The organism is Tsukamurella conjunctivitidis (genome assembly GCF_007858475.1).
GTDB classification, from domain to species: domain Bacteria; phylum Actinomycetota; class Actinomycetes; order Mycobacteriales; family Mycobacteriaceae; genus Tsukamurella; species Tsukamurella conjunctivitidis.
In genome coordinates this window covers 220663-235605 of the sequence record NZ_VIGX01000005.1, presented here as the reverse complement: position 1 = coordinate 235605, position 14943 = coordinate 220663, and the positions used below count along the sequence as shown (strand labels likewise).

At 71.1% G+C, this 14943-nt stretch carries 14 protein-coding genes; 3 read left to right on the top strand and 11 right to left on the bottom strand.

The annotated features are described in order from the left end of the window. The first annotated feature begins 24 nt into the window (after nucleotides 1-24). From FK530_RS11870 to FK530_RS11860, 3 genes are all read left to right on the top strand, one after another. Nucleotides 25-405 (top strand): hypothetical protein, encoded by a 381-nt coding sequence (locus FK530_RS11870; RefSeq protein ID WP_146487303.1) that lies wholly within the window; start codon nucleotides 25-27, stop codon nucleotides 403-405. Nucleotides 406-509: 104 nt separating this feature from the next. Then, nucleotides 510-1763 (top strand): bifunctional glycosyltransferase family 2/GtrA family protein, encoded by a 1254-nt coding sequence (locus tag FK530_RS11865; protein ID WP_146487220.1) that lies wholly within the window; start codon nucleotides 510-512, stop codon nucleotides 1761-1763. Continuing rightward, nucleotides 1760-3745 carry a glycosyltransferase family 39 protein gene (locus tag FK530_RS11860; protein ID WP_146487219.1) on the top strand — a complete coding sequence of 662 codons (1986 nt, stop codon included), beginning with the start codon at nucleotides 1760-1762 and terminating at the stop codon, nucleotides 3743-3745. The genes FK530_RS11865 and FK530_RS11860 overlap by 4 nt, the downstream gene beginning before the upstream one ends. 91 nt (nucleotides 3746-3836) lie before the next feature. Here FK530_RS11860 and ruvB read toward each other — a convergent pair whose 3' ends face one another. The 11 genes from ruvB to pdxS form a co-directional block, all read right to left on the bottom strand. Next, the gene (gene ruvB, locus FK530_RS11855) at nucleotides 3837-4874 is read right to left on the bottom strand and encodes a Holliday junction branch migration DNA helicase RuvB (RefSeq protein WP_146487302.1); all 1038 of its coding nucleotides are present in this window, start codon (nucleotides 4872-4874) and stop codon (nucleotides 3837-3839) included. 64 nt (nucleotides 4875-4938) lie between these two features. Beyond that, nucleotides 4939-5538 carry a Holliday junction branch migration protein RuvA gene (ruvA, locus tag FK530_RS11850; RefSeq protein WP_146487218.1) on the bottom strand — a complete coding sequence of 200 codons (600 nt, stop codon included), beginning with the start codon at nucleotides 5536-5538 and terminating at the stop codon, nucleotides 4939-4941. After that, nucleotides 5535-6122, bottom strand: a complete 588-nt coding sequence (gene ruvC / locus FK530_RS11845) for a crossover junction endodeoxyribonuclease RuvC (protein WP_146487301.1) — start codon at nucleotides 6120-6122, stop codon at nucleotides 5535-5537. The genes ruvA and ruvC overlap by 4 nt, the downstream gene beginning before the upstream one ends. A gap of 96 nt (nucleotides 6123-6218) precedes the next feature. After that, nucleotides 6219-7922: a VanW family protein gene (locus tag FK530_RS11840; RefSeq protein WP_146487217.1), complete on the bottom strand. Its 1704-nt coding sequence runs from the start codon at nucleotides 7920-7922 to the stop codon at nucleotides 6219-6221. A gap of 69 nt (nucleotides 7923-7991) precedes the next feature. Beyond that, complete coding sequence (locus FK530_RS11835) at nucleotides 7992-8747, bottom strand: YebC/PmpR family DNA-binding transcriptional regulator (RefSeq protein ID WP_146487216.1); 756 nt, start codon at nucleotides 8745-8747, stop codon at nucleotides 7992-7994. Between the two features lie 45 nt (nucleotides 8748-8792). After that, entirely contained in the window at nucleotides 8793-10178 is a 1386-nt protein-coding gene (locus FK530_RS11830) for a WS/DGAT/MGAT family O-acyltransferase (RefSeq protein ID WP_146487300.1), read from the bottom strand. A 36-nt stretch (nucleotides 10179-10214) separates the two neighbouring features. After that, nucleotides 10215-10820: a pyridoxal 5'-phosphate synthase glutaminase subunit PdxT gene (pdxT, locus tag FK530_RS11825; RefSeq protein WP_146487215.1), complete on the bottom strand. Its 606-nt coding sequence runs from the start codon at nucleotides 10818-10820 to the stop codon at nucleotides 10215-10217. Nucleotides 10821-10847: 27 nt separating this feature from the next. Beyond that, nucleotides 10848-11672: an acyl-CoA thioesterase gene (locus tag FK530_RS11820; RefSeq protein WP_146487214.1), complete on the bottom strand. Its 825-nt coding sequence runs from the start codon at nucleotides 11670-11672 to the stop codon at nucleotides 10848-10850. A gap of 20 nt (nucleotides 11673-11692) precedes the next feature. Continuing rightward, nucleotides 11693-12496 carry a PP2C family protein-serine/threonine phosphatase gene (locus FK530_RS11815; RefSeq protein ID WP_146487213.1) on the bottom strand — a complete coding sequence of 268 codons (804 nt, stop codon included), beginning with the start codon at nucleotides 12494-12496 and terminating at the stop codon, nucleotides 11693-11695. Next, nucleotides 12493-13827 carry an RDD family protein gene (locus FK530_RS26885; RefSeq protein WP_158645083.1) on the bottom strand — a complete coding sequence of 445 codons (1335 nt, stop codon included), beginning with the start codon at nucleotides 13825-13827 and terminating at the stop codon, nucleotides 12493-12495. The genes FK530_RS11815 and FK530_RS26885 overlap by 4 nt, the downstream gene beginning before the upstream one ends. Nucleotides 13828-13923: 96 nt before the next feature. Continuing rightward, nucleotides 13924-14856 (bottom strand): pyridoxal 5'-phosphate synthase lyase subunit PdxS, encoded by a 933-nt coding sequence (pdxS, locus tag FK530_RS11805; protein ID WP_146487211.1) that lies wholly within the window; start codon nucleotides 14854-14856, stop codon nucleotides 13924-13926. Nucleotides 14857-14943 lie beyond the last annotated feature (87 nt).

Sequence of the window (14943 nt, the reverse complement as noted above, 5' to 3'; positions counted from 1 at the left end):
GCCCTGACCTTCGTCTGGCTCGGAATGGTCCTGGCCGTCTCCTTCCTCGAGGCGCCGCTGAAGTTCCGAGCACCGGGCATCACCATCCCGCTCGGCGTGGGAATCGGTCGGCTGGTCTTCCGCGCACTGAACGCGTGCGAGGCGGCCCTGGCCGCCGGCATCGCGATCGCGCTCCTCGTGGGGCCGCACCGCACGGCCACCGTCGTCCTGTTCCTCCTCGCCGCGGCCGATCTGCTCTGCTGCGTCGTCCTGCGCCGCTCGATGGACCGCCGCGTGGCCGGGCCCACCGCGACGCACGAGATCTCCGACGCGATGCCGCGCACCAACCTCCACATCGGCTACATCGGTCTCGAAATCGCGAAGGCGGGGCTCCTGGTCGCGCTGGGCGCGACGGCGCTGGCGTAGCCCGCACTCCGCCCGTCCGCACACTTCGATGTGCGAACCCGCTCCCAGGCACCGCACAGAGACGCCGCAGGGTGGCCCCAGCGCGGCCGTCGAAGGTTGCTGCCATGACAACCGAGATCGCACCCGACCCGACGGTCACGACGGCACAGGACGGGAACGGGCGGGCGGAGACCGCCCCCGTACTCGACATCGTGATCCCCGTCTACAACGAGGCCCACACGATCGCGCACTGCGTGGAGACGCTCCGCGCGTACCTCGACGCCTCGCTCGCGTTCCCGGCGCGGATCACCATCGCGGACAACGCCAGCACGGACGAGACGCTGCGCGTGGCGCGCTCGCTGGCGGCGGCGATCGACGGCGTGCGGGTGGTCCACCTCGACGCGAAGGGGCGCGGGCGCGCCCTGCGCCGGGTCTGGGAGCAGTCCGATGCCCGCGTGCTGGTCTACATGGACGTCGATCTGTCGACCGACCTCAGGGCGCTGCATCCGCTCGTCGCGCCGCTGCTCTCGGGCCACAGCGATCTCGCGATCGGTACCCGACTCGGTCGCGGCGCTAACGTAGTGCGCGGACCGAAGCGCGAGTTCATCTCCCGCGGCTACAACCTCCTGCTGCACACCGCGCTGCGGGTCCGCTTCTCCGACGCCCAGTGCGGCTTCAAGGCGATCCGCACCGACGTCGCGCGCGAATTGCTGCCGCTCGTCGAGGACGGCGAGTGGTTCTTCGACACGGAGCTGCTCGTTCTCGCCGAGCGGGCGGGGCTGCGGATCCACGAGGTCCCCGTCGACTGGACCGACGACCCCGACAGCCGTGTCGACATCGTCGACACGGTGAAGAAGGACCTCAAGGGGGTCGTCCGGGTGGGGCGCGCGCTGGGCCGGGGCGCACTGCCCCTCGACGATGTGCGGCGCGCCCTCGGCCGGGAGGAACCCCAGTTGGCGGGGGTACCGCGCGACATGGTCGGCCAGCTGACCCGGTTCGCCGCGGTGGGCGTCGCGAGCACCATCGCGTACGCGATCCTCTACCTGCTCCTGCACCCGCTCATCGGGGCGCAGGGCGCGAACTTCGCGGCGCTTCTGATCACCGCGGTGGGCAACATCGCCGCCAATCGCTCCTTCACCTTCGGGGTGCGCGGCCGGGAGGGCGCCGCCCGGCATCACCTGCAGGGGATGGCGGTCTTCCTACTCACCTGGGCCCTGACGTCGGGCAGCCTCACGGCCCTCGCGCACATCGCCCCCGCCGCCGGGCGGGAGGTCCAGCTCGCGGTGCTGGTGGTCGCGAACCTGGTCGCGACGATCACCCGGTTCCTGGGAATGCGCCTGATCTTCCGCTCCGCGACCACCGAGGCGGACGCCCGGTGACCAAGGTCCGCGAGCGCATCGCGCTCGCCGTCCTCCTCGTGGGGACGGCGACCGCCTATCTCTGGGGCCTCGGCCGAGCGGGCTGGGCCAACGCCTTCTACTCCGCCGCCGTCCAGGCCGGCACCGTGAGCGGGAAGGCCATGTTCTTCGGCAGCTCGGACGGGGCGAACTCGATCACGGTCGACAAGCCTCCCGCCTCCCTGTGGGTGATGGAGCTGTCCACGAGGATCTTCGGCGTCAACACCTGGGCGATGCTCGTCCCGCAGGCCCTCCTCGGGGTGGCCTCCGTCGCCCTCCTGTACGCGACGGTGCGCCGTCGCTCCGGCCCGGCCGCGGGCCTCCTCGCCGGGCTACTCCTGGCAGTGACCCCGGTGGCCGCCATGATGTTCCGGTTCAACAACCCGGACGCGCTGCTGGTGCTGCTGATGATCGCGGCGACGTGGGCGATGCTGCGGGCCGTCGAGGACGGCCGCTGGCGCTGGCTCGTCGCCTGCGGCGCCTTCGTGGGATTCGGCTTCCTCACCAAACAGCTCGCGGTGATGCTGATCGTTCCCGGCTTGGCACTGACGTACCTGATCGCCGGCCCGCCCCGGATCGGGAAGCGCATCGCGCAACTCTTCGCCGCGGGTGCAGCGATGGTGGTCGGCGCGGGGTGGTGGCTGCTCACCGTCGAGCTGTGGCCCGCCTCCTCGCGGCCGTGGATCGGCGGCTCGCAGAACAACTCGATCCTCGAACTCACCCTGGGCTACAACGGCCTCGGTCGCCTCAACGGGAACGAGAAGGGCAGCGTCGGGCCCGGCCGGGGTGGCATGGAGATGCCCTACGGATTCGAGCTCCCCGCCGGCATGGAGATGCCCGGTCAGCGCGGTGGCGGCGTGTTCGGCGAGGCCGGCATCCTGCGCATGTTCGAGCCCGCGCAGGCCGGCCAGATCGCGTGGCTGCTGCCGGCGGCCCTGATCGCCCTGGCGCTGGTCGTGGCCCTGCGGTGGCGCGCCCCGCGGACGGATCCCGATCGCGCCGCCGTGATCGCCTGGGGCGGCTGGCTGCTCGTCACCGGTGGCACGTTCAGCTTCATGGCGGGCATCTTCCACGCGTACTACACCGTGGCCCTGGCGCCCGCGATCGCGGCGCTCGTCGCGACCGGCGTCGCGGTCGGGTGGCGGGAGCGCGATCGGGCCTGGATCCGCGCCGTGGGTGCGGTCGCGATCGTCGCGACCGGCACCACCGGCTGGTACATCCTGGCGCAGACTCCGGACTGGAATCCCTGGCTGCGCTGGACGATCGCTGTCGCCGCGGCCGTGTCGGCGGTGGCGCTGCTCGCCACGTTGCGCCCCACCGTCGGCCGCACGCGACGCCTGGCCGCTCTGATCGCCGCAGGCGCGCTGTTCACCGCGATCGCAGGGCAGGCGGCCTTCGCCATCGAGACCATCGCCACGCCGCGACAGGGCGCCATCGTCTCGGCGGGGCCGTCGAGCGGCCACGGCTTCGGCCCGGGCGGCGGCATGCGCCGGATGCAGAGCGCCGGAGGGCCCGGAGGCAGCGGTAGGTCCGTGCGGACCGACGGTGCCCGCCCGGGCGCGTCCGGTGACGACGAGCGCGGGAGCGGCGGACCGTCGTTCCTGATGGGCAGCAAGGCCGGTCCGGAGGTGACCGCCCTCCTCCTGCGGGACGCGGACCGGTACACGTGGGTGGCGGCGACGATCGGTGCGAACAGCGCCGCCGGCTACCAGTTGGCGACGGAGAAGCCGGTGATGCCGATCGGCGGATTCAACGGCACCGATCCGTCGCCGACCCTGGCGCAGTTCCAGGAGTACGTGCGCGAGGGCAGGATCCACTACTTCCTGGCCGAATCGTCGGGCGGTTTCGGCGGTTTCGGGGGTTCCGGCGTCGCGTCGGAGATCCGAGCATGGGTCGAGAAGACGTTCTCGGCGCGCACCGTCGACGGGGTGTCCGCCTACGACCTCACGGCACCGAAGGCGTGATCAGTCGCGGCGCTCGGCCCAGCTGTCGGGCCGGGTGCCGTCGACGTCGGTGACGCGGTAGTGCCCCCGGCGGCCCCGCGGGCGAGCGGCGTCAGAACAGGCGGTCGTCGGGGTCGAAGTCACCGCGGACCTCGATGCCGGAGGCCAGCGCCCCTGCGGGCGGCTCGAGCCCGAGGTGGTGCCACGCCGCCATGGTCGCGACGCGGCCGCGCGGCGTGCGCGCGAGCATGCCGGCGCGCACCAGGAAGGGCTCGCACACCTCCTCGACGGTGCCGGGCTCCTCGCCCACGGCCACGGCCAGCGTGGAGACGCCCACAGGGCCGCCCCCGAAGCTGCGGATCAGCGCACCGAGCACGGCCCGGTCGAGGCGATCGAGGCCGAGCTCGTCCACGTCGTAGACCTTGAGTGCGCCGCGCGCCACATCGACGGTGACCGTGCCGTCCGCCCGGACGTCGGCGAAGTCCCGGACCCGGCGCAGAAGACGGTTGGCGATGCGGGGCGTGCCGCGACTGCGGCTGCCGATCTCGGCGGCCGCCTCGCGCTCGATGGTGATCCCGAGGATCTTCGCGCTGCGCTCGATCACCTGCACCAGATCGGCCGTCTCGTAGAAGTCCATGTGTGCGGTGAAACCGAATCGGTCGCGCAGCGGACCGGTGAGCGCGCCGGACCGGGTGGTCGCACCGACCAGGGTGAACGGCGCCACGTCGAGCGGGATCGAGGTGGCGCCGGGGCCCTTGCCCACCACCACGTCGACGCGGAAGTCCTCCATCGCGAGGTAGAGCATCTCCTCGGCGGGGCGGGCCATACGGTGGATCTCGTCGATGAACAGCACGTCGCCCTCGACGAGGTTCGACAGCATCGCGGCGAGGTCGCCGGCGCGCTCCAGCGCCGGCCCCGAGGTCACGCGCAGGGCGGTGCCGAGCTCCGCCGCGATGATCATCGCGAGGCTGGTCTTACCGAGGCCGGGCGGACCGGAGAGCAGGATGTGATCCGGGGTGCCGCCGCGCAGCTTCGCGCCGTGCAGGACCAGCTGCAGCTGCTCGCGGACCTTGGGCTGGCCGATGAACTCGTCGAGGGACTTCGGGCGCAGCGTTTCGGTGTCGTCGCCCGACAGTGCCGATGGCCCCATGATGCCCTCGACGTCCTCGTACTCGCTGCCGAACTCACCGTCGACGCCGTCGTCGTGATGCACGTCAGCCGCGTCCCAACGACTTCAGGGCGTCGCGCAGGAGTTCGGAGACCGACTTGCCCGGCCCGGCCTCGACGGCGGCCGCGACGGCCGGCTCCGCCTGCTTCGGCGTGAAGCCCAGCCCTTCGAGCGCGTCCAGGAGCTGCTGGGAGACGCCACCCGCCGGCACCGTCGACCCGACCGCGGCGCCCCCGTCGGACGGCGAGGCCGCGACCTTGTCCTTGAGCTCGATGTGGATGCGCTCGGCGACGCGCTTGCCGATGCCGGGGATCAGGCACAGCGTCTTGAGATCGCCCGCGGCGATCGCAGTCTGCATCTGCGCCGGATCGAGAACCGCGATGGCGGCCATGGCCAGGCGCGGGCCCACCCCCTGCACCGTCTGGAGCAGGTGGAACAGTTCCTGCTGCGGCGCGTCGGTGAAACCGTAGAGCGTCTGCGAGTCCTCGCGGACCACCATCGAGGTGAGGAGGTAGCCCTCGGTGCCCCGGGTGAGCGCGCCCGCGGTGTTCGGGGCGACGAGCACCTTGTAGCCCACGCCGCCGCACTCGATCACCACGTGGTCCAGACCGATGTGCCGCACCTCGCCGCGCAACGACGCGATCATCGCACTCCCCCCGTCACCTTCTTCGCCGCGCGACGCTGGGCCGCGAGACGCTGCTGAAAGACCTTCTGCTGTTCCGCCGCGCGCCGTTCCGCCTCGGCCATCCGCGCGATCATCGGCGCGCGCCAGCTGTGGCAGACCGCGAGGGCGAGCGCATCCGCAGCGTCCGCGGGTTCCGGAGCCTTCTGCAGGCCCAGAATCCTGGTGATCATCGCGGTCACCTGCGCCTTGCCCGCGTTGCCGTTCCCGGTCACGGCCGCCTTCACCTCCGACGGAGTGTGGAAGTGCACGTCGATGCCGCGCCGCGCGGCCGCGAGCGCGACGACACCGCCCGCCTGCGCGGTGCCCATGGCGGTGGACACGTTGTGCTGGGCGAAGACCCGCTCGACCGCGATCACGTCGGGCTGGTGCGTGTCCATCCAGAACTCGGCAGCGGTCCACACTGCCAGCAGCCGCTCCGCGAGCGGCATGGTCGACGGCGTGCGCACCACGTCGACGTCGAGCGCGGTGACCTTGCGGCCCGAGCCCGTCTCGACCACCGACAGGCCGCAGCGCGTGAGACCGGGGTCCACCCCCATCACCCGCATCGCCGCACCTCCGAGCACCGTCGAACACTCAAACCTTTGTTCGAGAGCATACCGGAGCGCGACGGGGCCGCGCGCGAGCAACACGCGGACGCGCGCCTACTCGCAGATGACCGTGGGCACGGGGTCGTACTTGACGGTGCGGGTGTGCCGGGAGATGACGCTGCCGGTCTTGACGTCGGTGATCGTCCGTGTGTTGCTGGTGGTGAAGCCGGGCTGACCGGTGCTGGCGACGCAGTGAGGGCCCTTCGCGAGCCGGATGGTCGACGGCTCCGTCGGCAGGCTGCGCGAGCCGGTGCTCGACGACACCTCCCGGGTCTTGGTGCTCCACATCCGCACCGACACCGACGACGCGCCCGCGCTGGACTCGATCACGATGCCGTAGGGGGTGTCGTTGCGGAACTGCAGGTCGATCGCGCCCTCGAAGACGGTCGCCTCGCGCGCCTCGGGATACCGGGAGATGTAGTAGCTGTGCTCGGTGTGGCCCGCGTCCTCCAGGCCGGCGAAGTAGGCGGCGTTGTACAGCGTGGTCGCGAACTGCGAAATGCCGCCGCCGACCGCCTTGTCCGGGCGCCCGTTGTTGATGATGCCGGACTCCACGTAGCCCTGCGCCGTTCCGCGGGGACCGGTGTAGCCGTTGAGGGAGAAGGTCTCGCCCGGCAGCACGACCGCACCGTTGACCTGCTGCGCGACCCGGCGGATGTTGACGCCCGAGGCGTCGCTGAAACCTCCGGTGGAGAACTCGCTGACGACCTCGCGCACGCCGAGCTCCTTGGCGCGGGCGGTCGTGACCTTCGGCTCGACGGCCTTGAACTGAGCCGTCGCGGTGCGCCCCTGGGTGGACTGCTCGGTCACGGCCTTGGTCACGGCGTCGAGAGTCGGATCCCAGACGACCTCGCGACCGGGGACGGCCTCGGTCACCGTCGGGCTGCCGCCCGACAGGTCGAAGCCCGCGTCCTTGGGCTTGGCGACGGCGGACTCGAGGCGCGTGCCGAGGATCTTCTTCGCGGCCTCCCGGTCGACCTTCGGCGCGAGATTGCCGGCACCGTCGGGCCGGAAGGACAGGAACGTGCCGATGTCGGCCCCGGACACACGGCCGACGGTGCCTGCGGAGACCTGGCCTGCGGCCTCGCGGCGCAGGACGACGTCGGACGCGACGGCCTGTGCCGCCGCCCCCGAGGCGACGGCGCGCACGGTGTCGGCGGAGACGGTGGGCGTGACGGCCTCCGTCGGCACGGTGATGTCGGTGGAGTCGGGCCAGGCGGCGGCGACGGCCTCCGCGGCCCTACCGAGGTCGATCCTGTCGCCCGCCTTGGGCTCGACGGCCACCGGCCTGCCGCTGCGGAAGATCACGGCGCCGTCGCCCGCCTCCGACGTGAGCGCGCCGGCGGCCCGCGTGATCGCGGCGTCGAAGACCTGCCGGTTCAGCGTGGACGCCGGATGCACGTGCCGATCGCTGACCAGTCCGATCAGATCCCGCAGCGGGGAGCGCTCGTCGATCGCGCGCTGCACCGTCGTCGGCACGTCCATCGCCAAGCCGAGCTGGGCGGGCTGCAGCCGCACCTCCCCCTTGGCGGTGCGGAGCGTGATGGGCTCCGTGTCCACGCGCTTGGCGGCGCCGTCGAGGCGGTGGATCGCGTCGTCGCGTCCCAGGGCACCGAACTCCACCCCGACGGCGGTGGCGCCGTGCACCGTCTCCGCGCGGCCGGATTCCCAGGCCGCGGCACCCCCTGCCCCGAGGAGCAGGGCCCCGACCAGTGCCAGGGCCGGGACACGGCGCAGCGCCGTTCGGGTGCGAGTCACAACCTGAGAATATCCTGACGCATTATTACCGCACAGTAGGGGCGATGCGGTACGGCAATCTCAGGGCACTCAGTCCTCGTCGAGCTCCGCCAGGACCTCGTCGGAGATGTCGACGTTGGTGTACACGTTCTGCACGTCGTCGCTGTCCTCCAGCGCGTCGACCAGCTTGAACACCTTGCGCGCGCCATCGGCGTCGACGGGCACCTCGACCGACGCCCGGAAGCCGGACTCCGCCGAGTCGTAGTCGATACCCGCCTCCTGGAGCGCGGAGCGGACCGCGACGAGATCGGTGGGCTCGGACAGGATCTCGAACTGATCGCCGAGGTCGCTGATCTCCTCGGCGCCCGCGTCGAGCACGGCCATGAGGACGTCGTCCTCCGACTGCCCGTTCTTGTCCAGCGTGACGATGCCCTTGCGGGTGAACAGGTAGGACACCGAGCCCGGATCGGCCATGTTGCCGCCGTTGCGGGTCATCGCGACGCGGACTTCGCCGGCGGCGCGGTTGCGGTTGTCGGTCAGGCACTCGATCAGGACGGCCACGCCGTTGGGGCCGTAGCCCTCGTACATGATGGTCTGCCAGTCGGCGCCGCCGGCCTCTTCGCCACCGCCGCGCTTGCGGGCGCGCTCGATGTTGTCGTTGGGGACGGAGGTCTTCTTCGCCTTCTGGATGGCGTCGTAGAGCGTGGGATTGCCGTCGGGATCGCTACCGCCGGTACGTGCCGCAACCTCGATGTTCTTGATCAGCTTGGCGAACAGCTTGCCGCGCTTGGCGTCGATCGCCGCCTTCTTGTGCTTGGTGGTGGCCCATTTGGAATGGCCGCTCATCGATCCCTCGATTCCGTTCGGGTGCGCTGCATCAACCCTTCGAGTTTACGTGAAAGCCTTCTCCAGCTCCGTCAACGCGTCCTCGAGGTGGTGGATGAGTCGCTGCACGTGCGGGACGGAGGTGCGGCACGCGGTGATGCCGAACTCCAGGTTCCGGTTGTTGGTGCAGATCGTGATGTTGACCGCCTGTCCCTCCCACGGGATGGACGCCGGGTAGACGCCGTCGAGGTGCGCACCGTTCCAGTACATCGCCTCGCGCGGACCCGGGACGTTCGAGATGACCAGGTTGAACGGGGGTCGCGCCACGCCCCGGTAGCCGGGCAGCATGCCCGGCGCGAGACCCGCGATGTTGCTCGCACTGAGCGCCAGCACCTGCAGCGGCGAGAGCTCGCCCATGACCTTCCGCGCGGCGCGGACCGAATCCTGGATGGCGGTCACCCGCGCGGCGGGGTCGGTGACGTCGGTGGCGAGTGTGGAGATCACCGCGCCGACGGCGTTCGAGGAGGACTCTGAGCCCTCCTTGTGCAGCGAGACCGGCACCATCGCCGTGAGCGAGCGGTCGGGCAGCTCGTTCAGTTCCTCCAGGTACGCCCGCAGCGCGCCGCCGCACATCGCGAGCACGATGTCGTTGACCGTGGCGCCCGCCTGCTGCCGCACCGCGTCGATCCGGTCCAGGGAGTAGGACTGCGCGACGAACCGTCGGGCGCCGCCGATGGGCACGTTGAAGATCGTGTGCGGCGCCTGGAAGGGCGCCTTGTAGTCGTGATCGCGCAGCGAGGTTCCCGCCACCTTGAGCGATGCCGGGAGCATCCCCAGCACCTCGCCGGTGAGCCCGCCGATCTGTTTCGCCGTGCTCAACGGGTTGAACGGCAGCAGGCTCCTCGGGGACTGCTCCGCGGCCGGCGCGGCCTTCCTGCGACGCCCCAGGCCGGGCTGCCAGACGACGCGCCCCTCGCGGTCGTCGGGATCGTTCGACAGCGCCAGGGTCATGTACCGGAGCGCCGAGACCCCGTCGACCAGCGAGTGGTGCACCTTCGAGTAGACCGCGAACCGGCCGTCCTCCAGGCCCTCGACGACGTGCACCTCCCACATGGGGCGGTGCCGGTCGAGGAGCGTCTCGTGCCAGAGGGAGACCTGCTGGAAGAGCTCGCGGATCCGGCCGGGTTTGGGCAGGGCCGAGTGCCGGACGTGGTACTCGAGATCGATCGAATCCACCTCGGACCACCAGGTGTTACCGAGGATCCCCACCGGGTCGGCGGGGCGTCGCCCGAACTTTTCGCTCACGCGGGTGTGCTCGCGCATGGTCTCGACCACGGAACGCACGAAGTCCGGACCCGCTCCCTCGGGCGGCGTGAAGAGCTGCAGGCCGCCGACGTGCATCGGATGCTCGCGCGATTCGGCCATCAGGAACATCGAGTCCGTCACCGGCATGTAGCTCACGTCGCCACTCCCCTTCGTAGCGGCGGATCACCGCCGCCGGACAAGGTCCACGAAGCGCCGGTGGATCCGCAGATCACCCGTGACCTCGGGATGGAAGGATGTGGCCATCGTCACACCCTGTTGAACAGCGACCACCGTACCCGCCGTCGGACCGGCCTCGGCGGGCACCCTCGCCAGCACCTCGACACCCCCGCCGACCCGCTCGACCCACGGCGCGCGGATGAACACGGCGCGCACCGGCGCCCCGTCGACACCCTCGACCGCGAGATCCGTCTCGAAGGAGTCCACCTGTCTGCCGAAGGCGTTCCGGCGCACCGTCATGTCGATGGCGCCGAGGCACCGGGCATCGGGGCGGGTGTCGAGCACCTCGGAGGCGAGGAGGATCATGCCCGCGCACGATCCGTAGGCGGGAAGGCCGGCGGCGAGCGCGTCGCGGAGGGGGTCGAAGAGGTCGAAGACGCCGAGCAGCCGGCTCATGGTGGTCGACTCCCCGCCGGGGAGGACGATGCCGTCGACGGCGGCCAGGTCGTCCGCGGTGCGCACCGCCGTGGTGGCGGCGCCGGCCGCTTCGAGCGCATGACGATGCTCGCGCACGTCACCCTGCAGGGCGAGGACTCCGATCCGTACGGTCACGGGGAGCCAGCCTAAACCGCGACGCGGTCACGCCCGGAAGCGGTGCAGGCCCTCCTGGATGACGACGGCGACGAGGGCACCGTCGCGCGCGAAGATCCGGCCGGCGGTGAGCGCGCGGCCCCCTCCGGCGGAGGGCGAGGTCTGGTCGTAGAGCAGCCACTCGTCGGCGCGGAAGGGACGGAGGAACCACATGGCGTGGTCGAGCGAGGCCACCTGGGTGTCGACGCCGGGATGCGCGACGCGCGCCGAGCCGAGGAGCGTCATGTCGCTCATGTAGGCGAGCGCGCTCACGTGAGTGTTCTGATCGTCCGGGAGGCGTTTGATGTGCCGGAACCACACCTGTTGGTGCACCGCCCGGCCGGCGTAGGGCACGGTTTCGTCCTGCGGGACGATCCTGATGTCCCAGTCGCTCCACTCCTCGAACAGTCCGAGGCTTTCGCGGGTGGCGTTGGGGTCCTCGCGCGGGCTCAGCACGGACTCGGGATCGCGCGTGGGCGGCATCTCGTCGGCGTGCTCGATGCCGTCCTGCCCCGGGAGCTGGAACGACGCCGACATCGAGAAGATCGCTTCGCCGTTCTGCACCCCGTTCACGCGGCGGGTGCAGAACGACCGTCCGTCGCGGATCCGGTCCACGAGGAAAACGGTGTCGGCATCCGGGTTGCCGGGACGGAGGAAGTAGCCGTGCAGCGAGTGGACCTGCATGGTGTCCGGGACGGTCTCGATCGCCGATCGCAGCGCCTGTCCCGCCACCTGGCCCCCGAAGGTTCGGACCAGCACGGACGGTGCGTGGATCCCCCGGAAGATGTCGCGGTCGATCTGCTCGAGACTCAGCAGCGCTTCGATGTCAGCCACGAGGGATGACTCTACTCAGGTCACCAGTCCGGATCGGTCGGTTCCGTGGTGGCGTCCACCACGATCACCGTGACGTTGTCGCGGCCGCCGGCGTTGAGCGCAGCGGCGACGAGCTGGTCGGCGCACTCGTCGATCGGCGCGTCGGTGTCGAGGATCTGGCGGATCTCGTCGTCGGTGAGCTCGCCGTTGAGGCCGTCCGAGCACACGAGCAGCTTCTCGCGCGGCTGGGCCGGCACGATCCAGAAGTCCGCATCGGGCTCCATCCCCGCGCCCAGGGCGCGGGTGATGACGTTGCGGCGCGGGTCGACGCGGGCCTGCTCGGGGCTGAGGAAGCCGCCGTTGATGAGCTCCTGGACCTGCGAATGGTCGACGGTCAGTTGCTCGAAGTAGCCCTCGGCCAACCGGTAGGTGCGCGAGTCGCCGATGTTGACCACCAGCCAGTGCGGCACGCCCTCGTACGTCGTGAGCAACACGCCCGTGACGGTGGTGCCCGCGCGCTTGCCGGTCTCCGAGTCGATGGCCTCGATCGCGGCGTGCGCATCGCGCAGCCGATCCACGACCTGCTCCATCACGACCTGCGCGTCCGCGGGCTCGGGCCCGAAGACCTCGGCCAGTGCCTCGAGCGCGGCGGCCGAGGCCACCTCGCCGGCGTCGTGACCGCCCATGCCGTCGGCGAGCAGGAACATGCCGGGACCGGTGAGCGCACCGTCCTCGTTGGTCAGGCGAACCCGACCGGGATTGCTGATGGCGACCCACTTCATGGAAACGCCGCCCTGCACCCCGTAGACGATCTCGGAGCGCGCCTCCCCCGCATCCGTCGTCATCCGCCGAACACCTTGAAACTGCGCTGACCCATGTGCACGACGCTGCCCTTCTCCACGGCGTACCTGACTCCCTTGGTGAGCTCGGTCCACGAATCGCCGAACGCGATCGCGGACCCGTTGGTCGAGCCCACGTCCTCCACCCACAATTCACCGCGGGTGATGCCGAACAGCAAGTGGGTCTTCGACACCGACGCGGTGTCATCAACGAGCACGTGCTTGGTGACCTTGGCCGGATCCGCCGTCGCCGGCACGACCGGCTCGCGGCCGATGATCCCGTCGCCGCGCACGTCCACGGAGTGCCCGTCGTCGAAGCGCAGCTGGATCGGCGCGCCGCCCGTCGGCGCCGGGGCAGCGGGTCGCGGCTGCTGCGGCTGCCCCTGCGGCGGCTGGACGCCCTGGGGCCGCCCGGCCGGCGGACCGGCGGGGGGCTGCGTCGCGGGCGGCCGGCCCGCACCCGGACCGGGTACGCGAGGCTGGCCGCTGGGCCCCGTGGGGCCGCTGGGACGCGGCGCGTACTGCTGGGGGGCCTGCGGCGCCTGCGCCGGCGGGGGCGCGAAGGCGGCGGCCGGCGGAAGCCCGGTCGTGGGCTCGTCACCCTCGGTGGGCGGCGGGCCGAAGCGCGGCGGCACCGGGCGCAGGCCGGGAACATCGTCCGGCAGCGGCGGGAGCGTCGGGGGCTGCAGCCGCTCGCGGGGCTCGCCCGTCTCCACGACCTCGGTGGCCGCGCCGGCGGCGCCCGCGTCCACGCGGGTCTCGTCCGGCAGGGGCTTCGGAATGCGCTGGAGCGTGCTGTCGGACTCGCCGGTCACGAGGCCGCCGAGCGGGCCCGACGGTGCGGTCGCCTGCGCGCGGAACGGGGCCGCGACATCGACGTCGTCGACCACGGTGGAGCGAGAGGCCTTCTCGTGGACGCCGCGGCGGCCGCCGTCGGCGAGGATCGACCACGCCGGCAGGTAGACCAGCGGAGCCAGGACGTTGAAGACGACCGAGCGGATCGCGGACGACGGGAAGCCGATCGGCCGGTGGGACTGCTCGTCCACGACCTTGAGGCCGGCGAGCATCTTGCCGGGACTGGCACCGACGACGCCGTGCAGCACGATGGACGCGATGATCGCGACCGCGACGCCGACGCCGAGGAACACCCACCCCTGCTCGAGCCCCGCCACGACGTTCACGATCAGCGCGATGCCGACCACCGCCGACGCGACGCACAGGTCGGCGACGTACGCGAGCACACGCAGAACGTTGGGTGCCGCCTCCACGTGCGATCCGCCCAGGGACGTCTGGGCCCCGTACTCCTGGGTGGCCCTGGCCGTTGCTTGGTCTGACATCCTCCGCCTCACTGCTTCCACTTCAGTCCCGCGTCTGCCCGACACGCGCATCTCGACGCTAGCGCGAATCGTCGGACACCGGCGGGCGACATGCCGTTACCAGCCGCGTTCCGCCAGGCGATGCGGCTGCGGGATGTCATCGACGTTGATTCCGACCATCGCCTCACCCAGTCCGCGCGAGACCTCGGCGAGCTTGCCCGGGTCGTCGTAGAAGGTGGTCGCCGCGACGATCGCCTTGGCCCGCTGCTCCGGATTGCCCGACTTGAAAATACCGGAGCCCACGAACACGCCCTCGGCGCCGAGCTGCATCATCATCGCCGCGTCGGCCGGGGTGGCGATGCCACCCGCGGTGAACAGGGTGACGGGAAGCTTGCCGTTCTTGGCGACCTCGACGACGAGGTCGTAGGGAGCCTGCAATTCCTTGGCCGCGACGTACAGCTCGTCCTCGGGCAGCGAGGTCAGACGGCGGATCTCGTCCCGGATCTTGCGCATGTGCGTGGTCGCGTTGGAGACGTCGCCGGTCCCGGCCTCGCCCTTGCTGCGGATCATCGCGGCGCCCTCGGTGATGCGACGCAGCGCCTCGCCCAGGTTGGTCGCGCCGCAGACGAAGGGCACGGTGAAGGCGAACTTGTCGATGTGGTTGCTGTAGTCGGCCGGCGTCAGGACCTCGGACTCGTCGATGTAGTCGACGCCGAGGGCCTGCAGGATCTGGGCCTCGACGAAGTGGCCGATGCGGGCCTTCGCCATGACGGGGATGCTGACGGCCTCGATGATGCCGTCGATCATGTCCGGATCGGACATGCGGCTGACGCCGCCCTGCGCGCGGATGTCGGCGGGCACGCGCTCGAGCGCCATCACCGCGACCGCACCGGCGTCCTCGGCGATCTTCGCCTGCTCGGGGGTCACCACGTCCATGATCACGCCGCCCTTGAGCATCTCGGCCATGCCGCGCTTGACGCGTGCGGTGCCGGTGACGGGTGCGGTCTGGGGATCAGTGGTCACTGATGGGTCTCCTCGTAGCTGGGACATGTGGGGCTCCAGTATTCCCGATGACGGTGCGCGGCTCCCAGCCCGGGTCGCAGCCTCGGGGTTCGACGGTGCCACCTACAGACGTTC